The 24,331-nt window shown below is 40.2% G+C and carries 20 protein-coding genes; 6 read left to right on the top strand and 14 right to left on the bottom strand.

The annotated features are described in order from the left end of the window. Positions 1-86 precede the first annotated feature (86 nt). The 3 genes from K0S23_RS03855 to gap all read left to right on the top strand — a co-directional run bounded on the left by K0S23_RS03855 (position 87) and on the right by gap (position 4,474). A complete protein-coding gene (locus tag K0S23_RS03855; protein ID WP_300354506.1) occupies positions 87-449 on the top strand; it encodes a hypothetical protein in 363 nt (120 codons plus the stop codon). Beyond that, positions 446-3,364, top strand: coding sequence for a gliding motility-associated C-terminal domain-containing protein (locus K0S23_RS03850; protein ID WP_300354497.1), 2,919 nt, complete (start codon positions 446-448; stop codon positions 3,362-3,364). The genes K0S23_RS03855 and K0S23_RS03850 overlap by 4 nt, the downstream gene beginning before the upstream one ends. A gap of 105 nt (positions 3,365-3,469) precedes the next feature. After that, a complete protein-coding gene (gene gap, locus K0S23_RS03845) occupies positions 3,470-4,474 on the top strand; it encodes a type I glyceraldehyde-3-phosphate dehydrogenase (RefSeq protein ID WP_300354494.1) in 1,005 nt (334 codons plus the stop codon). A gap of 62 nt (positions 4,475-4,536) precedes the next feature. On the opposite strand, the gene K0S23_RS03840 is transcribed toward gap, so the two are convergent. The 3 genes from K0S23_RS03840 to ribD form a co-directional block, all read right to left on the bottom strand. Continuing rightward, positions 4,537-5,886, bottom strand: a complete 1,350-nt coding sequence (locus K0S23_RS03840) for an SPOR domain-containing protein (RefSeq protein WP_300354491.1) — start codon at positions 5,884-5,886, stop codon at positions 4,537-4,539. Between the two features lie 29 nt (positions 5,887-5,915). Then, positions 5,916-6,773: an MBL fold metallo-hydrolase gene (locus K0S23_RS03835; protein WP_300354488.1), complete on the bottom strand. Its 858-nt coding sequence runs from the start codon at positions 6,771-6,773 to the stop codon at positions 5,916-5,918. Between the two features lie 100 nt (positions 6,774-6,873). Then, on the bottom strand, positions 6,874-7,917 hold the full coding sequence (gene ribD, locus K0S23_RS03830; RefSeq protein WP_300354485.1) for a bifunctional diaminohydroxyphosphoribosylaminopyrimidine deaminase/5-amino-6-(5-phosphoribosylamino)uracil reductase RibD: 1,044 nt from the start codon (positions 7,915-7,917) through the stop codon (positions 6,874-6,876). A 437-nt stretch (positions 7,918-8,354) separates the two neighbouring features. Here ribD and K0S23_RS03825 point away from each other — a divergent pair, with 437 nt between their 5' ends. Both K0S23_RS03825 and K0S23_RS03820 read left to right on the top strand, forming a co-directional pair. After that, complete coding sequence (locus tag K0S23_RS03825; RefSeq protein WP_300354483.1) at positions 8,355-9,611, top strand: MFS transporter; 1,257 nt, start codon at positions 8,355-8,357, stop codon at positions 9,609-9,611. A gap of 84 nt (positions 9,612-9,695) precedes the next feature. Beyond that, a complete protein-coding gene (locus K0S23_RS03820) occupies positions 9,696-10,973 on the top strand; it encodes a dicarboxylate/amino acid:cation symporter (protein ID WP_300354479.1) in 1,278 nt (425 codons plus the stop codon). Between the two features lie 13 nt (positions 10,974-10,986). Here K0S23_RS03820 and K0S23_RS03815 read toward each other — a convergent pair whose 3' ends face one another. The 8 genes from K0S23_RS03815 to K0S23_RS03780 all read right to left on the bottom strand — a co-directional run bounded on the left by K0S23_RS03815 (position 10,987) and on the right by K0S23_RS03780 (position 17,589). Continuing rightward, complete coding sequence (locus tag K0S23_RS03815; RefSeq protein ID WP_300354477.1) at positions 10,987-11,295, bottom strand: hypothetical protein; 309 nt, start codon at positions 11,293-11,295, stop codon at positions 10,987-10,989. A gap of 34 nt (positions 11,296-11,329) precedes the next feature. Continuing rightward, positions 11,330-11,548 (bottom strand): DUF4287 domain-containing protein, encoded by a 219-nt coding sequence (locus K0S23_RS03810; RefSeq protein WP_300354475.1) that lies wholly within the window; start codon positions 11,546-11,548, stop codon positions 11,330-11,332. Between the two features lie 54 nt (positions 11,549-11,602). After that, on the bottom strand, positions 11,603-12,364 hold the full coding sequence (locus tag K0S23_RS03805) for a hypothetical protein (protein WP_300354472.1): 762 nt from the start codon (positions 12,362-12,364) through the stop codon (positions 11,603-11,605). A gap of 49 nt (positions 12,365-12,413) precedes the next feature. Beyond that, a complete protein-coding gene (gene nth / locus K0S23_RS03800; RefSeq protein WP_300354469.1) occupies positions 12,414-13,058 on the bottom strand; it encodes an endonuclease III in 645 nt (214 codons plus the stop codon). Positions 13,059-13,175: 117 nt separating this feature from the next. Next, complete coding sequence (locus K0S23_RS03795; RefSeq protein ID WP_300354466.1) at positions 13,176-13,580, bottom strand: hypothetical protein; 405 nt, start codon at positions 13,578-13,580, stop codon at positions 13,176-13,178. Positions 13,581-13,582: 2 nt separating this feature from the next. Beyond that, on the bottom strand, positions 13,583-14,479 hold the full coding sequence (locus K0S23_RS03790) for a hypothetical protein (RefSeq protein WP_300354463.1): 897 nt from the start codon (positions 14,477-14,479) through the stop codon (positions 13,583-13,585). A gap of 259 nt (positions 14,480-14,738) precedes the next feature. After that, the gene (locus K0S23_RS03785; protein WP_300354460.1) at positions 14,739-15,137 is read right to left on the bottom strand and encodes a hypothetical protein; all 399 of its coding nucleotides are present in this window, start codon (positions 15,135-15,137) and stop codon (positions 14,739-14,741) included. A gap of 7 nt (positions 15,138-15,144) precedes the next feature. Continuing rightward, positions 15,145-17,589 (bottom strand): thiamine pyrophosphate-dependent enzyme, encoded by a 2,445-nt coding sequence (locus K0S23_RS03780; protein ID WP_300354458.1) that lies wholly within the window; start codon positions 17,587-17,589, stop codon positions 15,145-15,147. A 382-nt stretch (positions 17,590-17,971) separates the two neighbouring features. Between K0S23_RS03780 and K0S23_RS03775 the strand changes: the two genes are divergently transcribed. After that, a complete protein-coding gene (locus K0S23_RS03775; protein WP_300354456.1) occupies positions 17,972-19,723 on the top strand; it encodes a hypothetical protein in 1,752 nt (583 codons plus the stop codon). 207 nt (positions 19,724-19,930) lie between these two features. Here K0S23_RS03775 and K0S23_RS03770 read toward each other — a convergent pair whose 3' ends face one another. The 3 genes from K0S23_RS03770 to rpsA all read right to left on the bottom strand — a co-directional run bounded on the left by K0S23_RS03770 (position 19,931) and on the right by rpsA (position 23,855). Next, the gene (locus tag K0S23_RS03770; protein ID WP_300354453.1) at positions 19,931-21,433 is read right to left on the bottom strand and encodes a PspC domain-containing protein; all 1,503 of its coding nucleotides are present in this window, start codon (positions 21,431-21,433) and stop codon (positions 19,931-19,933) included. Continuing rightward, on the bottom strand, positions 21,430-21,768 hold the full coding sequence (locus K0S23_RS03765; RefSeq protein WP_300354451.1) for a PadR family transcriptional regulator: 339 nt from the start codon (positions 21,766-21,768) through the stop codon (positions 21,430-21,432). Before K0S23_RS03765 ends, K0S23_RS03770 begins: the two co-directional genes overlap by 4 nt. A 287-nt stretch (positions 21,769-22,055) precedes the next feature. Beyond that, positions 22,056-23,855 (bottom strand): 30S ribosomal protein S1, encoded by a 1,800-nt coding sequence (gene rpsA / locus K0S23_RS03760; protein WP_300354447.1) that lies wholly within the window; start codon positions 23,853-23,855, stop codon positions 22,056-22,058. Positions 23,856-24,331: the final 476 nt, after the last annotated feature.

The raw sequence follows: 24,331 nt of genomic DNA, 5'->3' as shown, positions 1-24,331 counted from the left end.
TTTTTTTTAACTACTTTTAAACGTTCGTGCAACTCTTTTTTAATGAATGGAGTCTAGAACATTAAATAAATCACAAATAATAAACAATGATAAAGACACTACTCTCCCTTGGTTTTTTGTTTTGCATGGGGCTGTCTTACGGACAACAAACATCCAAGACTCCAAAGACACGTGACGGATCTCAATATCCGGTTCCGGTTTTGACCAAAGAAATGCAGAACTATGCTATTGCACATGGTAGTTTTATTACTACAGAAGTAATTAAGGACGGTGCTCCAATTCAATATGACGGGGAGATTTCAGCTGAAACTGCAAAAAAGGTTAATCCTGCTGAGATGGGAATAGCAATTACAGACAAAGATCAATATTATAAAATAACCGGAACTAACCAATATTTAGTCGTGAAATCTACTTGGGCATTGGATGGTGAAATGAAAATGCAAAAATGATGAGAAAATATACACAACTTCTTTTAGTCTTTATTCTACTTGTGGTTTCTAAATCTGCATTTGGACAAAATGTGATTATGGGATCGGGGGTGGAGTTTCCTCAGAACAGCCCTGCAGACTGTAATATTTACGATGGAGCAACAACCAATTTCTTTGATGACGGTGGCTCGGGAGGTAATTATGCTCCTAATTTTAATGATACCGTAGTTCTTTGTCCGGATCTGACATTGGGGACAAAGATGGGGATGACTTTCGGAATCAATGCTGGTTATGCTTTTGATGTTGACGGATCGGATTCCATTTATGTTTATGATGGTCCTACTACCAGTGCTCCTTTGGTTGGAGTTCATAATTCCGTTACGGATCCGGGAGGATTTTCTCATACGGCATCCTGGAGTAATCCAACGGGTTGTTTGACTTTCGTATTTATTTCAGACGGCGCTACAGAGGGGACGGGATGGATTTCCAGTATTGAGTGCGGGAATCCGGCTCAGCCTTTTGAAATGCATATGGAGGCGTTCGTCAACGGATCACCTTTAAATTCGTTAAATCCGATAGATACCGGGTTTGTCGATGTATGTTTGGGAGACAGTATTCTTTTCGTAGCAAAACCTCTTTTTCCTTATTCACTTGAGACGACGGGCAACGGATATTCTCAAAACCTGGGGAATGTAGTTTATGACTGGAACATTTCGGATGGAGGAACTTATCCGAATAATGATTCTATTTGGTTTGTACCTCCTACAAGAAATGGTTTTTTAGTTGATTTGAAAATCACTGATATTTTCCCTAGTTCAGAGCGAATAGTTGCGAAGGCAAGGGTTTCCCAGCAACCGATTTTTGCAGGTACAGGTCCGGTAGAGGATACGGTTTGTCTAGGGGAGAACACAATCCTGATTGGTGGTGTTACGCCAAACGATACAGTTGGTGTCACAATTCCTGAAGGGTCTTTCCAATTAGGTGGTTCTTATGCAGGATTAACCTATCTTCCTGATGGTTCAGGATTGCAATATGAAACAAGTATTACGATGAGTGGTTTTCCAAACGGAGCAACTGTTCAAAATGCACAGGATTTGAACCAGGTTTGTTTGACAATGGAACATTCCTATACCGGAGATTTAGAAATTTGGTTAGAATGTCCGAACGGTCAAACTGTGGAATTGTTGAATTCCTACGCTCCAGGTTTTTTACCTGGTGGAAACAGCGGTGGCGGAATCTTCTTAGGTCATCCTTATGATGTTAATACTCCGAATCCTGGAATCGGATGGGAATACTGTTTCAGCTCTGTATTTAATACGATCGGACCAATGAGCCAAAACTGGGCAAATACAGTTCCTGTGGCTGCACAGGTAGGTCCACCACAACTTTCTGCAGGAACTTCCATGGATCCTTCGGATGTATATGCTCCGGATGAGGCGTTTAACCTTGCTTCAGGGTTATTAGGTTGCCCATTGAATGGAGACTGGACAATTCATGTACAGGATAATTTGACTCAGGATAACGGATATATTTTCGAATGGGGATTATTCTTTGATCCTTCTTTCTTCCCTGGAATGGGTGGTTATTATACATCTGCTGTTGATACTTACTGGAATCCGGACCCTACAATTGTCAGCGGACCAAATGATACATTGGTGAATGTTATACCAAATCAAACAGGAAATCACAATTACATTTATAACCTCGTTGATAATTACGGCTGTCATTACGATACAACCGTGACGATTTACACCTTGCCTTTGCCAATCATATTCCCGGATACTCTTGCATGTGACATGACTTACCAGGTCACAGGTACACAAGCATATAACGGAGGAGTTTGGAATGCTACACCAGCCGGGTTGAATTTCAGTTCAACTACAAATAACAACCCTTTAATTACAACGAATACGGCAGGAACGTATACTGTTTCCTATATAGATAATGCCTGTAGCGATACCGTCACCTCGACGATCATATTCCCGCCTTATCCGCAAATATTTGACGATACCTTGCTTTGCGGGGATGATTTTCAAGTGACAGGAACCCTGGCTTATGCTACCGGAGGAGTTTGGTCCGCAGCATCGCCTGAAGTAAGTTTCCTTGCTAATAACACGACATTGAATCCTACAATTACAGCGACTACAAGCGGGCAGTACACGGTTACATTTACAGATAATGTTTGTAACAATTCTACATCATCGCAAGTAACATTGTTCTTGCTTCCTCAGATTTTCCCGGATACATCTGCTTGTAATTTTACTTACAATGCTAGCGGAACTATCGCTGCAAACGGAGGTGTTTGGTCAAGTGCAGATACAAATATTCATTTCAGTCCGAATGCGAATGTATTGAACCCGGTTATTACATCCAGTATTCCAGGAACATTCACTGTAACGTTTACAGATAACCAGTGTAATACTTCAGTAACATCGGAGATTGAATTTATTAATTACGCTTACGTAAATACAGTTGACACCGTAATTTGTTTCGGTGCAACGATTCTTACATCTTGTGGGGTTTACCCACAGAATGATAGTTATGTTTGGAGTGAGGGTACCGTTGGTAATAATATTTTGGCTGGACCAGGTGTTTATACAGTGACGGTGGAGAATGAGTGTAATACACATTCCTCGACAATGACAATCGGCGGAAAAGTATGTTACATTACAGCACCGAATATCATTGTTCTTTCATCTAATTCAGGGAACAATAAATTCTTCCTTTCTTATGATGGGGTAGAAGAGTTCCACATTTCGATTGTAAACCGATGGGGTAACCTGGTCACTGAGTACGACGATCCAAACGCAGCTTGGGATGGGAAGAACTTAAACGGAGAAGTAGTTTCAGAGGGTACTTACTTTTACACCTTTACAGCAAAACTCCAAACCGGTGAAGAAATACAACAACAAGGATTTGTTCAAGTCTTCCACTAAATAAATGATGTTAAAAGGCCCTGACGAAAATGTCAGGGCCTTTTTTATTTTTGTAATTTCAAATTAAGATTACAAACTGCATTATTAAACTTTACACAATAACAGATGGAACAACGCATAAGAGTAGGAGTTAACGGATTTGGAAGAATCGGACGTTATTTTAGCAGATTAGCTTTGATGAACCCGCAAATAGATTTGGTGGCGGTTAATGATCTGGCACCGATAGAGACTTTGGTTCATTTGCTGAAGTATGATTCCATCCATGGCAGAATGCACGATGAATTGAAGATCAATGACAATCAACTCATTTTTAATCAGACACAGAAGATCGAGTTTTTACAATATAAGAATCCGGAAGAAATTCCGTGGGGAGCTTTGGGAGTTGATATTGTTATTGAATCGACCGGTTTGTTTTTAACGAGTGAAAAAGCAGGAGTTCACTTAAAGTCGGGTGCTAAACGCGTTATTTTAAGTGCTCCTTCCGTGGGAGACGATATTTTTAATGTGGTAATCGGGGTGAATGATCACCTGATCACTGACGATCATAAAATCATCAGTAATGCTTCCTGCACTACCAATTCTGCGGCTCCGTTGGTAGCTGTTTTAAAAGAGTTTTGTGATATTGAGGAAGCTTACATTACAACGATTCACAGTTATACATCAGATCAACGTCTGCATGATAGTCCGCACAAGGACCTGAGAAGAGCCAGGGCAGCAGCTCAAAGTATTGTACCTACATCCACCGGTGCTGCAAAAGCAATTACCCGGATTTTCCCGGAACTTGAAGGCAAGATGGGAGGATGTGGAATGCGTGTTCCTGTTCCGGATGGTTCATTGACCGATTTAACGGTCATTGTAAAAGAAAACCCACCGACTGTTGAACAGATCAATACTGCATTTAAAAATGCAGCTGAGTCCAATCTGAAAGGAATTGTCCGCTATACAGAAGATCCGATTGTTTCTGTTGATATTCTGGGGGATTCCAATTCCTGTATTTTCGACAGCGAACTAACTTCGGTAATCGGGAATATGATCAAAGTTGTGGGATGGTATGACAATGAAGCCGGTTTCTCGAATCGTTTGATTGATTTGGTTATAAAGCTTGGTTAAATTTATAGACAAAAAGTAGGGGGGCGCGATTAATCGCGCCCCCCTACTTTTTATAAGGTATTTTACATTTTCAATACCCAGGCACCTGGTACTGAACTTTGAATAGTTGCTGCTTCGGCTGTTGCTTCGTTTAAAGTGCTGAATCCTTTTACACTAACGCGGTACATTCCATTGTTCATTGTTACAGAAGCCTCATTGAATCCTTTTGATTGAAGTTTTTCTGCTAATTTTTTTGCATTTGCTTCAGATCCGAAAGAACCGGCAATAATGTGGAAATGTCTTGAACCATCGAATGATGCAACAGAACCACCCGTATTTTGAGGTTTTGATTTTGTAACAGGTTTCTTATTAACCGTAACGGTAGTTTTTGGCTTTGGAGCAGGTGTTTCCTTTTTGGGAGTTACCACTTTCTTTGGTTCTTCCACCTTTGTTTCAGGAAGCTGATCCTCCACTACCTGTACCTGATCTTCAGGAATTGGTTCGGATTCGGTTTCCGAATCAATATTCACATCCGGTTCATCTTCCAATTGTTTTACATCATCACTTCCTTTTGCTACATCGTCGTTTTCACCTGCCAGATCTGCCAGGATCGGGAAATCTTTTTTGAGACTGTCGAATTTAATAGCAATAAAGGTTCCCGAGCCAAGGATCAAAACAAGGAATCCCCATAAAATATAAGCAAATACGGAAATTTTTTTCTTTTCTTTCGGAGCTTTAGGTTCTTTCACCGGTTTTTCCTTCTTAATCGGAGCTTCTTGTTTTGGGGCTTTTGGTTCCGTTTTTTCCACAGCAGGCGGAATGATTTTCGCTGTTTCCACTTTCAGATTTTCAACCACTATTTTTGGTTCTTCAGCGGCGGGAGCTTCTTTTGCTACCGGTTTTTCTGCTATAATTTTCTTTTCTTCTTGCTTAGGTTCTTCGACAACTTTTTCCGGCTCTATTACAAGCGGTGGAACTTTTTCCTGCTTCGGTTCCTGAACCGGGGAATCCTCTTTTTGCTCTGGCTCCTCAATCACCGGTTCCTGAACGATTAGAGTTTCTGTAATTATTTCCTTTGGTGCTTCATTCTTGTCAGATGAAACTTCAGTATTTCCGATAGTTTCTCCCCATGCTTCAAAAGCAATTTCCCCGTCTATTTTTACAAAACGGCCAAATTGGTACATATCATAGGAATTTCCTTTATCGAGTTCGGCAGTTACTTCCCGGACAAATTTAGAAATCAGGTTACTTGCATCATTCAGTTCCATGTTTTCCTTACTCGCGATATGCTTGGCCAAGGTGCCGTCATCGAACTTTAAATAAGGCATAAAAAGGATTTCCCCAGTGCTTTCATTGGTAACTGTTAAAGCCCCAAGTCCGGGTATAATCAATGTTTTGACCTCTTTTAATAGTTGTAGCAAGTAATTATTCATGATGTGAAGTTTTGTTCTAATTTACAATTTTATCCAAATACCGATGAAAAAGTCATACTATCTTTTAAGCGGACTCCTCTTTCTGTTTGTTCTACCAGGCAACATTCATTGACACTGTCATGTTCTAAAAATAATACAAGTTCCTGGTTTGCAGCTTTTTCCAGGAATAATCCTTTTTCCCCAAGTGTGATTAAAGGTCTGGTATCGTATCCCATAACATATGGCAAAGGAATATGTCCGGTACTCGGAAGCAGGTCAGCCATAAATACCAGTGTTTTATTTTGATAATGAATGTGAGGCACCATCATACTTTCGGTATGACCATCTACAAACAAGACATCAAAGTTGTTGAATACAGATTCTGTATAATTCCCGGTTCGTTCAATGAATTTCAATTGTCCGCTTTCTTGAAGAGGAAGAATATTTTCACTTAGGAAGGATGCTTTTTCTCTTGGATTCGGTTCAGTAGCCCAACGCCAGTGATTTTCCGTGCTCCAATAAATTGCATTTTTAAAAACAGTTTCCAGTTTTGTCCTGTCTGAATTCCATTTAACAGCTCCGCCGCAATGATCAAAATGAAGGTGAGAAAGGAATACATCCGTAACCTGGTCCAGGCCAAACCCCAATTTATTTAAGCTTTGTTCCAATGTTTGTGTATCTGCGAGGTAGTAGTGAGAAAAGAACTTTTCACTCTGCTTATCACCAATTCCCGTATCAATCAGAATCAGTCTGTTTCCGTCTTCGATCAATAAACAGCGCATAGACCAAGTACACAGGTTGTTTTCGTCTGCCGGATTTGTTTTTGACCAAAGTGTTTTCGGAACGACTCCAAACATTGCTCCTCCATCTAACTTAAATGTGCCGGTTTCAATCGGGTAAATTTTCATCTTTATCTATTTGAATGCTTCATGTGAAATCAGCTGTCAGATTTCTTAATGCGAACTAAAAATAGAAAATTCAAGGGTTTCGGCAATAGAATCGTTGATTTTAGACGGAATAATTCTGAAAATAGTTCAGCGTGTCTTTTCCGAAGCGAACAGTTTTGACCGGATTTTTCGCAAGAACAGGAGCCTTAAGTCCTGATTTGAATTCATTTTCTCCCGTAATTACGAGTGCTTCATCCCATAAACCGGATTCTATGAAGCTACTTAAAGTGGCTGATCCACCTTCTATTAAAACAGAATTAAGATTGTTTCGATAAAGTATTTCAAGGATCGATTGCGGATCCAGGCTGTCTGATTTGATATAACGGACTTCGTTCACGATCTTGTCTTCCAGGAGATTTAAAACAATCGTTTGATTTCCATCATTGAAAACCTTTGCGTCTTTTGGGGCCTGTAATTGTGAATCGAGAATAATGCGAATTGGGTTGGGACCTTTAAAAGCTCTTGTCGTAAGTGAGGGATTGTCATTTTTAATTGTGATCCAGCCAACCAGAATAGCCTGTTCGCGACTGCGTATCTGATGAGTGATGACTTGTGTTTCAGGCTGTGAGATCCAATTTATCCCGGTTTTTTGTTCACCGGTACGGTCCAAATCAATAAAAGCATCTTTTGATTGAGCCCATTTCAAGGTTATAAACGGACGTTTTTTTGTTTGAAAAGTAATAAAACGCTTGTTTAGTTCCTTTGCTTCCTGCTCCAGAATTCCGCAATCAACCTGAATTCCAGCCTGTCTCAGTTTTTCAATTCCCCGACCGGCAACTTCCGGATACGGATCTATCTGAGCGATTACAACCCGCTTGAACTGATAACGAACCAACAAGTCTGCACAAGGCGGTGTTTTGCCAAAATGGGAGCAAGGTTCCAGTGTCACGTAAATAGTTGCTTCATTAAGAAGTGATTTGTCGGCTACTGAATTCACCGCATTTACTTCTGCATGAGCTTCCCCATATTTTTGATGATAACCTTCCCCGATAATCATGTCATTCAGAACAATAACAGCTCCAACAAGCGGATTGGACTGAGTCGCAATGCCACCCATTTTTGCCAGTTGTAAAGCACGCAACATATATCTTTCGTCGGAAACCATTTTATAAAATTACAAATTCCTGATTACGAATGCCTAATTTTTGGACTTCAATCTATGCTTCATCTATGCTTCAATCATGGTTCATTCATGCTTGAAAGACGGAGTACCTATGCTAAAACTACGTTATGTCCCTCGGCTTTTCCGTCTTGTAAGACGGAACCTTCCGCCTCGGCGGACTAGCGCTGTCCTTCGGCTATTCTGTCTTGTGAGACAGAGCCTCAGTCTTCGTCAGCTAGCGCTGTCCTTCGGCTATTCTGTCTTGTGAGACAGAGCCTCAGTCTTCGTCCGCCGCGGCGGACTCTTATGTCTACGAAGTATCTTCGAAGAAATTCGTTTATATCCTTTTGGCTTTTTGTCTTGTAAGACTGAATCACTTTTTCACTTTAACTTCTCACTTTTAAGTTTCAAATGCTATCTTAGGGCTCAAACAAACTACTTTGGAAAAGATCACTTCATATAGGCCTTTATGGTCATTGCCGGTAATTGTAGCCGCACTTGGTTACTTCGTAGATATTTACGATTTACTTCTTTTTGGGATCGTCCGCGTTCCAAGTTTACAAGGTCTTGGATTTGACGAAAAGGAAATAACCCATGTTGGAACGATGATCGTGAACTGGCAAATGGGAGGTTTGCTTTTGGGAGGGATTCTATGGGGGATTTTGGGCGATAAGAAAGGACGTTTGTCAGTTCTTTTCGGATCGATCGTACTGTACTCGTTGGCAAATATCATGTGTGGGTTCTTGCCTTATTTCCCGAATGACAAAGAAAATCTGACCTATACTTATGTTGCGCTGCGATTCATTGCCGGGATTGGTCTGGCAGGGGAGTTAGGAGCGGGGATCACCCTGGTTTCTGAAGTATTGCCAAAGGAGTTACGTGCGCTCGGAACTTCATTGGTAGCGGGAGTCGGGCTATCAGGGGCTGTAGTTGCGAATCTGACCGTTAAACTGACACCTGATTGGAACATTGCTTATTTCATAGGTGGAGGAATGGGGATCGGTTTGCTTTTATTGCGGATCGGTGTGTTGGAATCCGGAATATTCAATGAAACAAAGAAGACAACTGTCAGTCGTGGAAACTTCCTGATGTTTTTCACCAATTGGGACCGTTTTTGGCGCTATTTGCGCTGTATCGGAATTGGTCTTCCAACCTGGTTTTGTATCGGGATCCTGGCCATGTTTGGTAATGTATTCGGTGAAGCGCTGGGCATCAAAGGAGGCATTAATCCGGGAGACGCGATCATGTGGGGATACATCGGTATTTCTGCAGGAGACATTTTCAGCGGAATCCTGAGCCACTGGTTAAGATCACGAAAGAAATCCATTTTATGGATGATGGCTTTTACCCTGATCAGTGTGGTTTGGATCCTTTCGGGAACTATTCATACTGCTCCGATGTATTATTTCATGTGCTGCTGGTTTGGATTCGGAACCGGTTACTGGGCGATGTTCGTAACAATAGGAGCAGAGCAGTTTGGGACCAATATCCGTTCTACAGCTGCTACGACGATTCCTAATATGGTGCGGGGAACCGTTATTTTAATGACAATCGGATTTGAATCTCTGATGGGATCAGGTTTAACAGTCCTTGTTTCTGCTGGTATTGTAGGATTTATTGCTTTCGCTATTGGAATTTACAGTACCTGGAGCGTTTCCGAAACACACAATCGCGACCTGGATTTTGTGGAGGAATAAATCAAGCGATTCAGGTGACAAAGGCTTCCAATTGATCAATAATTAATATATTCAACGAATTATCCTCTAAAAAGAAATTCTCCGATGGAAATAGACATGCATGCAAAACCGGCTAAGCCAAAACCGTGGTACAGAGCCCTGTACTTTCAAGTGTTGGTTGCCATTGTTTTAGGTGTTACACTTGGTTATTTTAAGCCGGATCTCGGGGAAAAAATGAAACCACTGGGAGATGGATTTATCAACCTGATCAAAATGATCATTGCTCCTGTTATTTTCATTACAATAACCGTTGGAATTGCTTCGATGAATGATTTGAAAAAAGTAGGTCGAATTACCGGGAAAGCGTTTATCTATTTCCTGACATTTTCCACCTTGGCGCTGATCATCGGAATGATCGTAAGTAACGTGCTGCAACCCGGAAACGGTCTGAACATTGATCCGAGTACGCTTGATCAAAAAGATGTTTCCGAATACGTAACAGCTGCTCATGGAAATACATTTTCAAACTTTATATTAAATATTATTCCCAAAACCTTTATGAGTTCGCTCACGGGAGAGAATATTCTGCAGGTGTTGTTTGCGGCAATTATGTTTGGTGTGGCATTGTCATTAACTGCGGATAAAAGCAAACCCGTGTTGGATTTCTTCCAGGCATTGACTCATCCGATCTTCAAGATTGTAGATATCCTGATGAAACTTGCTCCGATCGGTGCATTCGGTGCAATGGCTTTTACCATTGGAAAATATGGTGTCGAGACACTGCAGAATTTATTTTTCCTGGTAGGGACATTTTACCTGACGGCAGCTTTATTCGTAATCGTGATACTCGGTTTGGTAGCCAGGTATAATGGTTTTAATATTTTAAAACTGCTTCGCTATTTGAAAGACGAATTGCTGTTAGTACTCGGCACAAGTTCTTCCGAATCTGCTTTACCGTCATTAATGAAAAAACTGGAAAAAGCCGGGTGCTCGAATCAGGTTGTCGGTTTGGTTGTACCAACGGGATATTCTTTCAATTTGGACGGGACAAATATTTACATGACCCTGGCAGCACTGTTTATAGCCCAAGCTTGTAATGTGGATCTAACCTTTAGTCAACAGGTGACTTTACTTTTAGTGGCGATGTTGAGTTCCAAAGGTGCGGCTGGAGTTTCCGGTGCCGGATTTGTGACTCTGGCAGCAACTCTAACAGTTGTTCCGGATATTCCTATTGCAGGTATGACCCTGATTTTGGGGGTAGACAAATTCATGTCGGAATGCAGGGCATTGACAAACCTGATTGGAAATGCAGTAGCTACAATCGTTGTTGCGCGATGGGAAAAGCAATTGGACCCAGAAGCCCTTAAGAAAGCGTTGAGATAATTACGAATTATTTTTATTCTAAATTTCCTTTGGAACCAATGGATTGAAGTACTTCTACTTTGTGAGAATTATTTAGTCCGCTGTCATCGCGCATTTGCTGAAAAGCTTTGAAAGACGGAACATTTAGCAGTTGATTTTGCATTACTTCATCCGAATAGCGGGAATAATGAACGAATGTAAGGCCGTCATCTTTCAAAAACACACTGTATTCGAATTTTGAAGCATCCAGCTGTTCAAAATCTGCTAAAAATGTCCGGATGTTTAATTTGTTCTGTTCAACAAATTCCGGTTTTACCTGGTAACTTACAATTACTGAAATCATTTTGTAAAATTAGAATTACGAATGGTCTGTTTTCTTATGAGCGTTTTCCTTTGAACCAGGCGTAAATCGCCATTGCGTGTCCGTGTCCCAACTCATATTCTTCTTTCAGCCAGGCTACTATTTGTCCGGCTTTTATATCTGCTAATAATTCTCCATCCTTAATGAAGCCTTTCTCCTGTGCTCTTTTTTGTAGTTCTTCCGGAAGTTTCCCGGTGAGGGCTTTAATATTGTCTAAATATGCTTGAAATGACATCCTGATTGAGTTATAAGTTCAATTAAAGATAAAGAAAATATAACCACAGGATTCTTAAGGGAGGGTGATTTTTCCGGAAATAGTAATTGCCCCGTTTCCGGATGGGTCATGAAAAACCCCATTGCAGAAGGAGATCACAGTATGCCCGTTTACCAAGTTGACATAAACAGCATGGCCTGAATTCATATTATAATATTGTAACGGAGTATTAATAGTAATACGAACTCTATTTAAGCCTGAAATAAATTGCTCGTGATAGGATGTATAAACCCCGGGAATTGGAATGTCATTATCGTTAAATAGAAAAGAGATATTCTGTGAAGATCCTAAAGCTTCAATAAAATAGGTCGAACTGCCCGCAGTTGAGCCTTCAATATTATTATAAGTTGTACCACCGATACCTGCAACACTTGTAGTTGTTGAATTATTGGTAACTGTACACGGGGGATTTGGAACCGGAACAACCTGAATGTTTATTTCTCCATGTTTTAGAATACAATCTTCCGACATAATATCAACCATATAAATTCCTGCTTTAGCTGCAGTCATGGAGTCAACGATTTCCATTGGAGAATCACTTGAGGGGTAAACAGATTCTTTGCTCCATCCAGCAGGACCTTTCCATTTATAAGTAAAGCTTTGTCCTGTGTAGTAGTTATCTGCGGATAAGTACATAGGCCATCCTTCGTATATCACACTGTCTGTAGTTAATGTAACTGGTTCGGTAGGCGAACAGGATTCTTCCTGTAGTTTTTTACAGGCATTTAAGAATAACGCAAGAATCACGATTATGATGATGGTGGTGATAAGTTTCATTCGTTTATTTATTAGGATTGTCAAAAATAACATTTTCTACAGGAAATAATTATTTTAACTCCTTCAATGCTTCCTTCGTTCCGATCTTTGCCGTGATATAGTCGACGTCTCTTTTCGGAGAACGTGCAGGAGAGTGGCTTCTTCCATAAAAAATAATCTGCAGATGCAATTTGTTCCACAATTCGCGCGGAAAGAGTTTTTTTGCGTCTTTCTCTGTTTCAGTCACATTTTTACCGCTTGTAAGCCCCCAACGTGTCATCAAACGGTGAATGTGAGTGTCTACCGGAAAGGCAGGGACTCCAAAGGCCTGTGACATGACAACAGAAGCGGTTTTATGTCCGACTCCGGGCAGTTCCTCCAGTTCTTCAAAAGTTTGAGGAACTTCACCGTTGTGTTTATCAATTATGAGGTGTGATAAATCGTAGATCGCCTGCGATTTTTTCGGCGAAAGTCCGCAGGGCTTAATTATATCCCTGATCTCTTCCACAGATAACTTAATCATATCCTGCGGACGGGAAGCACGTTTGAACAGAATAGGTGTGATCTTATTGACTCTTTCATCTGTGCATTGTGCCGAAAGTAAAACTGCTATGAGTAGGGTGTAAGCATCCCAATGGTCCAAAGGGACTGGAGTTTCCGGGTAGCACTTTTCCAATTCTTCGATTACGTATTGTGCTTTTTCTTTTTTTGTCATGGGTAACAAAAATAAGGAATTGATTGGGATGATGTCAAAAACATTTGGGTATAAACATGTGGGAACGCGATGTGTCGCGTTCCCACATGTTTCATCAATAATTTTGATTCCAAAGGATCAATGAACTACAAAATGAACTGTTTTTACCGCAGTGTTGCCATCGTGGTCCAAAGCTACCAACACTTCCAGCTTCAATGGTGTGAATGTGGTATACGTTTGTGAGACGGCTTGATTGATCGTAAAATCTGCCAAATGATCGTGCACTTCATTTTGATAAATGATGGAATCGTTCAAAGTATTTGTAACAGTTACCTGATATCCGTGAAGGTTTTCAGTTCCGTCAATTGTTCCAGTAACAGTGAAGTTCCCCTGAATGGTATCGTTTTCAAGCGGAGATGTGATTGTAATTATCGCTGTCGGATGATTTTCTTCCTCCGTTGTGCTGTTTGTTTTTTTATCTTTTTTGCATGCACTTAAACTGATGCTGCTTGCAAGAATTGCTATTATAAAAGATGTTTTCATATCTAATTGAAAAAATAATTAAGTGAAATACTACATGCGGTTTTTTGACTGGAGTTTCCATCTCCTAAATTCTGAGCAGCCGGAATATGTATATTTCCCTGGATCACCCACGAATTAAATTGAACTGATGCACCAATAATTCCCGTTAGAATACTGCCCTGAGTAGGAGAACCAGGAATTGCTTTCCGGTTCAAATAATCAACACCGCTCCAGGAATATTGTGCTCCGGTGTAAATACCCCAGGTCCTGAATTTGTATTGTCCGAAAAGACTAGTACTGAATAAGGATCCGGGAATGTATCTGTATCTGTTTTCTCCGCGGAGAAGGTATTGTGCAGTCTGCAATAAACTCCATCTCTTTTTTTGAAAAAAGAAGGAATTCTGAAACAGCGCATCAAATGTTCCTGTTCCCGGATAGAGGTACAAATCCACATCGTTCGGACGGGTGAACTTTCCTACCGGACTTTTTACCCCAACACCAACAATCCATCGAAACAAGCGGGTTTGTAAACTGTCCTGCCGATTAAACAGGAAATAGTTGACCATTAAAACGGGGTCGCCTAAACCATTCTTTTGTGAAGTTGTGTCGTCTGCCACGTGCTTATTGAAAGTGATGGGGACCGAAAGCTGCAGCTGCCATCTTTTCGAAACCCTTACTTGTCCCAAAACATCTAATCGCTGGAAATAATCGGTACTGTGCTCCATACCTTCGCCAAATAGTTTAGGGTGCCGGCTTTTATACAGACGGTATTGATAGTTCAGTCCAATACTTGTTCGGTTGCCTTGTGCCAATGTTCCCAAACCATGTGTGGAATTAAAAGCTCCGCATCCGCAAACATCGCAAGAGAGCGCGGAATGAGACACGACAAGCCACACGAAAAAGAGGATCTTTTTTTTCATGATTCTGTATTAAATAATAATGTGTAAATCTCTTTTGCTGATAGGAGTTAATTTCCCGTTTATTACACTAGCAGTGCAGAAGAGGGAAGTACTTAAACATCCATTACAAAAGGTTTGCTAATTGAAATGAAATCCTGTTTGCCAACAGCGTAATAAACACGAACGTGAAATAGATTTTTTCATTTATATATGCAATAAAAAATCTGTGCCATTCGCGTAATTAGCGGGCAAATATGGAAACCAATTTCAATAAAAGAAATTATCCTGCAGCAGGTGGGTGGAAAGTGAACGCTGAAAAGGAAATCAGCTCCCTGTTTTGATAAAAGAAAGAAACGGATCTTTCAAGCGGGAAAATTTCAACTGTTTCGAAAATAGAAATAGTATGAGAATCCGCAGTCCAGACATTTTCCTTCAGTTTTAAAGGCATTTTTGGAACAGGCTGATTCTTTTTTTCCTCCTGTTCCAATTTCTTCAACTGTTTTGCCAGATAACATTTACCGTTACAGTGAAGCATCGGTTTTTTCTTATTGACACAATATTTGGCTGCGAGTTCAATTTGATTGTTATAAAACCAAATATTCCATGAGAACGCTGCAATATCTTTCCAAATCAAAGCTATTGCGAATAGGATACTCAATATGCCCGCAGTTCTTTTCAAATTTTCATCAGTAAATCGAAGGGAATGCAGTCGGATCAGCCTCGTTCATAATCGAATAAGCAGTTTCAACAATATCGTCAATACTTGGTTTGGAGAAATAATCACCGTCTGTTCCATAAGCAGGTCTGTGATCCTTCGCACTTAAAGTAACCGGAGCTGAATCCAAATGGGCATAACCACCTTGCTTAACCAAAATCTGATCCAGCAAGAATGCCGTAGCACCCGAACTTACGTCTTCGTCTACAATCATCAAACGGTTTGTTTTCTTAAGAGATTCTGCAACCATTCCGTTGATATCAAATGGAAGCAAGGTCTGTGCATCGATCAGCTCAACTGAAATTCCCATTTCGGACAGTGATTTTGCTGCTAGTTCACATAAATTAAAAGTAGAACCGTATGAAACGATCGTCAGATCAGTTCCTTCACTTACAATTTCAGGAATTCCCAAAGGAGTTGTAAAGCTTCCGATATTTGTCGGCATTTCTTCTTTGATACGGTATCCGTTCAGAGGTTCAATAACCAAAGCCGGCTCATCCGCCTGCATTAAGGTATTGTAGAAACCTGCAGCTTTTGTCATATTTCTGGGAACGCAAACATGGACTCCACGGATGGAATTAATGATCATTCCCATTGGTGATCCGCTGTGCCAGATTCCCTCCAGGCGGTGCCCGCGCGTAGAAACAATCAGGGGAGCTTTTTGTCCGCCTTTTGTTCTGTACTGAACAGTTGCCAGGTCGTCTGACATAATCTGGATTCCGTAAAGCAAGTAATCCAAGTATTGGATTTCCGCGATCGGACGCAAGCCACGCATAGCCATTCCGATTCCCTGACCAATAATGGTACATTCACGAATCCCGACATCAGAAACGCGTAATGTTCCGAATTGTTCCTGGAGACCTTCCAATGATTGGTTTACACCACCGATCTTTCCTGCGTCTTCGCCAAAAATCAAGGCTTCCGGATATTTTTCGAAGATGGCTTTGAAATTATCCCGTAGAATAATCCGTCCGTCTTCCATGTGTCCGCTTCCGTCGTATGCGGGAGCTACCGAAGTTACCTTCAACGCACTGTTTTCCGAGTTGGAGTACAAGTAATCGCTGTATCGGTTGTAATTATTTTCTGTTTCCTGTTTTAACCAGGCGATCAAAGCAGTTCTGGAAGCTGTATTTTCATCGCGAACCAAACGCAATACTTTTCGAACGGTATTGAATACGTCTTTGCGGATCGGATTCATTGTTTTTTGAAGCGCTTCGATCTCTCTTTTAATGAAAATACCATTTGAACTTTCATTTGCAAGGTTTTCCAATACGGCAACAGCGCGATCCAAATCTTGTTTCAGATCCTGAGTGAAAAGCGTCCAGGCTTCTTTCTTTTGCTCGTTTACATATTCTTTGGCTTCTTTCGCTATTTGTGCCAATTCTTCTTCCGTTGCCAGTTTTTGACCGTCAGCATCGAAGTTCAGGATCCATTCTTTGAATTTATTGATACAATCGAAATCAGATTCCCATTGTAATCGTGCAGCATCTTTATAACGCTCGTGAGATCCCGAAGTTGAATGTCCCTGAGGTTGATTCACCTCTTTTACGTGAACCAGTACAGGAATGTGTTCGTTTCTGGCTAATTCAACTGCTTTTTCGTACGTTTCGCAAAGGTGAGCATAATCCCAACCTTTGGTTTCAAAAATCTCGTATCCCGGAGAATCAGCAGTACGTTGCATGCCACTTAATGCCTGGGAAATACTTCCTTTAGTCGTCTGATGTTCGCGGGGAACCGAAATTCCGTACCCGTCATCCCAAACAGACATGACCATAGGAACTTGTAATACCCCTGCAGCGTTAATGGTTTCCCAGAAAGGTCCTTCTGAAGTGGAAGCATCACCAATCGTTCCGAAAGCAACTTCATTTCCACCGTTTGAGAATTTTTTGAATTCTTCCAGGTCTTTCAATGTAGGATGCTCGCGGTATACTTTTGAAGCCTGAGCCAATCCTAATAAACGCGGCATTTGTCCGGCAGTAGGAGAGATATCAGCTGAAGAATTTTTTTGTTGTGTTAAATTTTTCCAGTTTCCTTTTTCGTCCAGGTTACGCGTGGAGAAATGTCCACCCATTTGGCGACCTGCAGACTGAGGTTCGATTACTTCGTCTGTATGACCAAATAAACCTGAGAAGTATTCGCGAACGTTCAATTGATCAATGGCCATCATTAGGGTTTGATCGCGGTAGTATCCGGATCTGAAATCCCCGTCTTTGAATTGTTTTGCAAGAGCAATTTGTGCCAATTCTTTTCCGTCACCGAAAATTCCAAACTTTGCTTTTCCCGTAAGAACTTCTTTTCGCCCTAAAAGTGAGGTCTCTCTTGAAATACTAGCCAAACGAAAGTCTTTTAATACTTCCGATCTGAATGTATCAAAGTCAACTGCAATCAATTCTTCCTGGGGTGTTTGTGATGCCATAGCTTTCCATTAAAGTTGGACAAATATAATGAATCTTGGGCAGTATAAGAGGGGATTGGAAGTGAAGAAAATCAATTTTCCGCGGTTGGGACAACGCTTTTCGGTGAACGAATTAACTAAATGGTTTACAAACTTTATTTAAATTATTGAAAATCAATTGGTTGTGTCGTAAAAATTAACCAATTAATAAAATGGTTAACAAGATTGATTTAACTAGTTGGTTTTCATCTGTTTGAATTGATATTTATGCCTTTTAAACTTCTGCATTTCTCCCGATTTATTGTTTTTTCAAATATAAATCATACCTGGTCAGAACATTTTTCAGCTCACAGTTTGAACGAATGTATTTCAAGTCTGTAACACTTATCAAAATTGATCCATTATGAAAACAACCATCTTTCTTCTCTTGCTGGGATTTAGTTTATCCTCACAAGCAAACACATTTTTTGAACAGCTGTGTACTTTTAATCCGAATTGGAACAAGCATCAAAAACATGTTCCGCTGGAAAATGAACGGGTATTTCTTTCAGATAAGCAGTTTGTACAGGCACATTTGGAATTGGTGCTCCGGGTTTTGAATTCAGCAGATCTGAAGGATCTGAATAAAGAACAACTTGTTATGAGGAAGCACCTGATCGATGTTCTTTCCGATTATCGTTTACAGGGTGTGTTCCCAATAAATTACTACCATGCGGAACGGATTCCTGTTTTTATTGATGAACACAACACGCACTGTGCCGTTGGTTATTTAATGAGAGAAAGCGGTTACGGAAACTTAGCGCTTCAGATCTCGAAAGAAGATAATTACATTTGGGCGAAGGACTTGAAAAACGAGCAGGTAGTCGAGTGGCAGCAATTATCCGGATTTTCCGTGGAAGAATTAAAACTGATCCAGGGAGCTTACGATTCGTATTTGCCTTTTGCTATTGAAGCTCCAAACAGAATCGAGATTCCGCAAAAACCGGAAGTAATCGCCATGAGCTTTAAAGCCAAAGATTTGATCCATAGTGAAAACAAGACCGGAAAGTATAAGTTTTGGATTCGCGGAGAGGGGAAAGACGGAATTTTACATGGTCGCTGGGAACAAAATTATTCTCCTGCTTTGCCATGGATCGTTGGATTTTATCAAAATGGAAAACGGGAAGGGAAATGGTTGGAATATTACCAGGGAACAAACCAGTTGTGCAGAACCGAACATTGGAAAGATGATAAATTGAATGGGATCCGTACGCGTTTTAACAGGGAAGGAAATGTGATCGAAGAGATCCTGTTCCAGGATGGAAATGCCGTGGTAAAAACCAATTACGAGTTGAATCAATCTTTAAAATATGTCCGTAAACCAATTGGGGATAATATTGTATGGACAGAAATTTACGATATGGGCGGAATGTTAATCGCTTCCGGTCATGAATCGGTGCACAATCCGGGGAATTTACAGTGGTTCCAAAATATCGAACTGACAGCTTTAAATACGATGTCTTTGGCTTCACAGAATTACTTAGAGCCGACTGAGGTTTCATTATTCCTGACTTCAGGACCACAAAAAAAACACTATCCTAAAACTTCTGTGCGTTTATATTCCGAACCACCTTTGGTGGAATACATCAAGCAGGGGGATTGGGTTTATTACAGCGATGACACGAATATCGAAGCAATCAATCTGACAACAGCTCAAGCCTTTCAAATGGATCGTTTTTTCAGAGGAAGATTTAGCCGTTTAGGCGGAGATATATTACCTGATACAGAGCTCTTACAGGCCCCGGACCACCTTCCGCAATTTGATTCATTGCATGTGAATTTCACCGACGGGAATGCGAATTGGTGGAATGGTTATTCTCAGGAAGAAAGGTTGCGTATGGAGTTCGAATGGTTTGCAAGCGGTAGTCTGCCAATAACGGCGACTATTTATAATCCTTATGGACACCAGCGTTTTAATGCACTAAGCCAACTCAAAAGCTATGGTTTTGTTAATGGAATGGATGAGAAGATTAATAAGTGGTATCATTTTGATGTGCATGGTCAATTGTCGAAAGTAGAGGAATTCATTAAACCGCAACAGAAAAATCCGATAGAAGTGGCAGATGCAGAAGAGCGGAGGGCTCAAAGTCAACTTCCTTTTACTATGGGAAAATAATTGATTGTTTGAAAATCGAATTATTTTAACCTGCAACCTAAAGTAAAAGCGGTATTCAATCTTACTTGAATACCGCCTGCTTTACTTTACTCTACTTATGTTGGGTTGGCATTGATTTTAAAGAAAGTTGGATTTGTTCAAAAGGGTGAAAAGTTGAAAGAGTGTATTTAACTTTTGAACCATTTTACCTTTTTTGAACTTCTTTAGTTAGTCTTCGAATGCTTCATAAGCCTCAAAAGGCTCATCAGCGTACATTACTCCCATGTATTCCTGACCTTCAACTAATACTTCGCGGTTATTGATGAATAATTTTTTTCCTTTCGGTACTTCGATTATGATTTCAACTTCCTGGTTTCTAAGTCCGTCTTTTGCAGGGAAATTATAGTATGGGCTAACCAATAATTTATTTCCTTCTACCTTGATCTGATGTTTGATATGCATTCCCCGTTTCTGAGCGCTTGCCAGGTCAACACCATGGGCTCTGAATTTTTGAGAAACATGAAACAAACTGTCATTTGACTCCTTATAAGTTATATTAATTCCATGCTCCATGATCTCACCGTCCCGGATGGAGATAAAATCAATTCCTCCGCTGCTTTCAATTTTACTGTTGTTAATGATTAAGGGAAGCTCTTCCAGTTTCAAATCATCTGAAGCAATTGTTAACTGCTCATTCGGATGCCATGCATAGACTTCATAGTCTCTTGCCGAGTTAATAGAACCGATGATTCCAAGAACAATTCCGATGAAGATAAAAGATGGAAGGATGATGAAATTCCATTTAAAGTATTTGTTCACTTTACCCAGGAGTAATCTCGCTCCAATTGCAATCGAAAGCAAGGGGCCGGCAAACCCTACCAGCAGGATTCCCATCCAGATCAGTGAAAACGATTTGTTTACAGGAGAAACGAGCTGAAGAAATTCATATAGGGAAGCAAATTCCTGGTCACCTGTCATTGGTACGACATCAATAACTCCACTTACGATGAGTGTGAAAATAATTAACCATATCAAAGCTCCTGCAATGAATAATACACCAAATATCTTTCCTATGAATCGCAGGATGCTTGTTGCCTGGTTGGCAAGGTGCTGATTGTTTGCTTTGAATTTATTCGCGGCATTTATGGTGTCGTCTTTTAAACGGCTGGCAGTTTTTTCAAACTCTTCCTTCAGCGTGTCGATATTTACAGGTTTTCCTTTCATTTGTAAGCGCTCGGAAGGTGTTTTTGCGCTCGGAACGATTATCCAAAGAATGATGTAAACCGGAACTCCAAATCCCATAAATCCGAAGATCACGAAGATGGCACGGATGATTACAGGATCAATGCTTAAATAAGCTGCAAGTCCGGAAGCAAGTCCGCCGAGCATTGCATTATCCATATCACGGTACATTCTTTTTTGCCCGTTTGAATCCTGGTTTGATTGCGTTTGTTTAGGTTGCTCTGCTTCTTCTGTGATTTCTTCCGGTTCACCCAAAGACGCAATGGCTTTTTGTATGTCACCAATTGTAACCACTTGGCGTGTTTCGCCTAAATATTGTGTCAGTAACTCAGCAAAGCGCATCTCAATATCTTCTACAATTTCAGTAATTCCTGACTCGTTTGCTAATGAAGTTTCTAATTTCTTCAGATAAGCCTGTAAGCGGTCGTATGCATCTTCTTCGATGACAAATAATTGACGACCTAAATGTATTGAAAGTGTTTTTTTCATGATTTGTTCTTTTTAGTAGTTAATGTTTCCACAGCATGTTGAAGCTCATTCCATGTAATTTGCAGGGCTTCCAGCGTGTTTTTCCCTCCTTCAGTGATGGAGTAATATTTTCTGGGTGGACCAGAAGTTGATTCTTCCCAGCGATAGGTAAGGAGTTCGATATTCTTCAGGCGAGTTAAGAGAGGGTACAGGGTTCCTTCAACTACAATTAACTTTGCCTGCTTCAGTTGATCGAGAATTTCGGAAGGATAAGCTTCTTTACTATTCAGGATGCTGAGAATACAGAACTCCAGGATTCCTTTCCGCATTTGGGCCTGAGTATTTTCTACATTCATAACAAGTACTATTTATGACACAAATATATGTATAAATTAGTACTATGCAATACAAAGTACTATAAAAATAAAAAATATTTTCTTGAAAATGACCAAAAGTCAATAGGAGTAAGGAGTTTGATGATTGAAAAAAAATAATTAAATGGGAGAATAAAAGAGGGAGGACTAAAAAGTGGGAGAATTAAAAGTGAGACACGATGCTTCGCGTCCCCACAGTTTCAGTTTTCTGGAACAAAAAAAACGCCCCAGCTAAGCCGGGGCGTTCCATTATTTAAGAGGGATTGAGATTACTCTCCTCCTTCCATTTTTTCTTTCAATGCAGCTAAAGCATCCAAATCACCTAAAGTTGATTTCTCATTACTTTGGTTGATTGCTTTAACAGCCTGCGATGTAGAAGAACCAGCTCCTGCTGTTCCTTTTTTACCGCTAGCTGCAGGTTTAGCTGTTTTCTCATCTGTTCCATCCTCGAATGTACGTGTATGAGAAACAACAATTTTCTTAGACTCCTTATTGAATTCAATTACTTTAAAGTCAAGAGTTTCTTCAACTTTCGCGTTGCTTCCGTCTTCTTTACGTAAATGCTTGGAAGGACAAATTCCTTCAACTCCATAAGGAAGAGCTACGATACCAGCTTTATCTTTTGTTTCGATAATAGTACCCTGGTGAACCGAACCTTCTCCGAAGATAGTTTCAAACACATCCCATGGATTTTCTTCCAATTGTTTGTGTCCTAGAGAAATACGACGGTTTTCGCGATCGATTTCCAATACAACTACTTCCATTTCATCACCTACCTTACAGAATTCAGACGGGTGTTTGATTTTCTTTTGCCAAGAAAGATCAGAAATGTGGATCAATCCATCAACTCCTTCTTCCAATTCAACGAATACACCGAAGTTAGTGAAGTTGCGAACTTTTGCATGGTGCTTAGTTCCAACAGCATATTTTGCTTCGATAGCAGACCATGGATCCGGCATCAATTGTTTAATACCTAATGACATTTTACGCTCTTCACGATCCAAAGTAAGGATAACAGCCTCAACTGTATCACCAACCTGCATGAAGTCTTGAGCAGAACGTAAATGCTGAGACCAGCTCATTTCAGAAACGTGGATCAATCCTTCAACTCCTGCAGCGATTTCAACGAATGCACCGTAATCAGCTAAAACAACAACTTTACCTGAAACTTTATCACCAACAGCTAAGTTAGCATCTAAAGCATCCCATGGATGTGGTTGTAATTGTTTTAAACCTAAAGCGATACGTTTTTTATCGTCATCAAAGTCTAAGATTACTACGTTTAATTTTTGGTCTAATTCAACGATTTCTTCCGGGTGGTTAACACGTCCCCAAGATAAATCTGTAATGTGAATCAATCCGTCTACTCCACCTAAATCGATGAACACACCATAAGAAGTAATGTTTTTCACAGTTCCTTCCAATACTTGTCCTTTCTCCAGGCCAGAGATGATTTGTTTCTTTTGTTCTTCCAATTCTGCTTCGATCAACGCTTTGTGAGAAACAACAACGTTTCTGAACTCCTGGTTAATCTTAACAACTTTGAATTCCATGTTCTTTCCAACATATACATCGTAATCGCGGATAGGCTTAACATCGATTTGAGAACCTGGCAAGAAAGCCTCGATTCCAAATACGTCTACGATCAAACCACCTTTTGTACGACATTTTACGAAACCGGTGATTACCTCACCTGAACGCAACACGTCATTTACGCGAATCCAAGCTTTGTGCATACGAGCTGTACGGTGAGAAATAACCAACTGGCCACTTTTGTCTTCCTGACACTCAACGAATACATCTACTTTGTCACCAGCTTTTAATTCAGCATTGTAACGAAATTCCGAAGCAGGAACAACCCCTTCAGATTTGTAACCAACATTAATGATTACTTCTTTTTTTGAGACTGCGATAACAGTTCCTTCAATTACTTCTTTTTCGTTAATTGAAGTCAGGGTGTTTTCATAAACGTCAGAAAGTTCTGAACGTTGTGCTAAAGTGTACCCGTCTAACGCTAATGCGTCCCAATCAAAATCCGCAGAACCCTGCGCGCTAATTTGTTTTGCCATTTGGCTCTTTTCTACTTGTATTTCAGGGTGTTTCGTATTTCCTGAAAGAAATTAATAATAAACTGCAAACGAAACTTACAGTGTTTTCCATTCGAAAACGGGTGCAAAGATACAACTATAACTTTTATTTACAAAGAGTTGAGACAAGTATTTATACTTTTTTAAGGTGTTATAAGAAGTAAGTTGAAAGAGTAAATAACTGGAATTAAAACTATTGAAATCCTAAGTTTTCATTTATTCGATTTAGTAGCTTAAACTCTTCGGATTCCCATTTGTTAAATTTAAATAAACAAAAATTATATTTTTTTTAACTGACAACTTATTGTTTGCGAGTGTTTTAAGATGTTTAATGTCTTTGATACCTTATTTTTAATGTTTGAAAAGGATGGTGATATGAGGAATATTAACTTAAATTTGCACGTCCGTTTGGATTAAACCAACATAGAAATCCTAATTGTTAATTGCCGAACACTTGT

This window comes from Fluviicola sp. (genome assembly GCF_029266855.1).
Classification (GTDB): Bacteria; Bacteroidota; Bacteroidia; order Flavobacteriales_D; family Crocinitomicaceae; genus Fluviicola.
The sequence above is the reverse complement of the archived record's forward strand: the minus strand, read 5'-3'. Positions and strand labels throughout refer to the sequence as shown.

Bases quoted from the DNA above. Each gene is read 5' to 3' on its own strand.
- nth (WP_300354469.1), bottom strand. From the start codon at position 13,058: ATGACAAAAAAAGAAAAAGCACAATACGTAATCGAAGAATTGGAAAAG.
- K0S23_RS03780 (WP_300354458.1), bottom strand. From the start codon at position 17,589: ATGGCATCACAAACACCCCAGGAAGAATTGATTGCAGTTGACTTTGAT.
- K0S23_RS03795 (WP_300354466.1), bottom strand. From the start codon at position 13,580: ATGAAAACATCTTTTATAATAGCAATTCTTGCAAGCAGCATCAGTTTA.
- K0S23_RS03835 (WP_300354488.1), bottom strand. From the start codon at position 6,773: ATGAAAATTTACCCGATTGAAACCGGCACATTTAAGTTAGATGGAGGA.
- ribD (WP_300354485.1), bottom strand. From the start codon at position 7,917: ATGGTTTCCGACGAAAGATATATGTTGCGTGCTTTACAACTGGCAAAA.
- K0S23_RS03850 (WP_300354497.1), top strand. From the start codon at position 446: ATGATGAGAAAATATACACAACTTCTTTTAGTCTTTATTCTACTTGTG.
- K0S23_RS03765 (WP_300354451.1), bottom strand. From the start codon at position 21,768: ATGAATGTAGAAAATACTCAGGCCCAAATGCGGAAAGGAATCCTGGAG.
- K0S23_RS03770 (WP_300354453.1), bottom strand. From the start codon at position 21,433: ATGAAAAAAACACTTTCAATACATTTAGGTCGTCAATTATTTGTCATC.
- K0S23_RS03790 (WP_300354463.1), bottom strand. From the start codon at position 14,479: ATGAAAAAAAAGATCCTCTTTTTCGTGTGGCTTGTCGTGTCTCATTCC.
- K0S23_RS03815 (WP_300354477.1), bottom strand. From the start codon at position 11,295: ATGATTTCAGTAATTGTAAGTTACCAGGTAAAACCGGAATTTGTTGAA.
- rpsA (WP_300354447.1), bottom strand. From the start codon at position 23,855: ATGGCAAAACAAATTAGCGCGCAGGGTTCTGCGGATTTTGATTGGGAC.
- K0S23_RS03775 (WP_300354456.1), top strand. From the start codon at position 17,972: ATGAAAACAACCATCTTTCTTCTCTTGCTGGGATTTAGTTTATCCTCA.
- K0S23_RS03840 (WP_300354491.1), bottom strand. From the start codon at position 5,886: ATGAATAATTACTTGCTACAACTATTAAAAGAGGTCAAAACATTGATT.
- gap (WP_300354494.1), top strand. From the start codon at position 3,470: ATGGAACAACGCATAAGAGTAGGAGTTAACGGATTTGGAAGAATCGGA.
- K0S23_RS03820 (WP_300354479.1), top strand. From the start codon at position 9,696: ATGGAAATAGACATGCATGCAAAACCGGCTAAGCCAAAACCGTGGTAC.
- K0S23_RS03855 (WP_300354506.1), top strand. From the start codon at position 87: ATGATAAAGACACTACTCTCCCTTGGTTTTTTGTTTTGCATGGGGCTG.
- K0S23_RS03805 (WP_300354472.1), bottom strand. From the start codon at position 12,364: ATGAAACTTATCACCACCATCATCATAATCGTGATTCTTGCGTTATTC.
- K0S23_RS03810 (WP_300354475.1), bottom strand. From the start codon at position 11,548: ATGTCATTTCAAGCATATTTAGACAATATTAAAGCCCTCACCGGGAAA.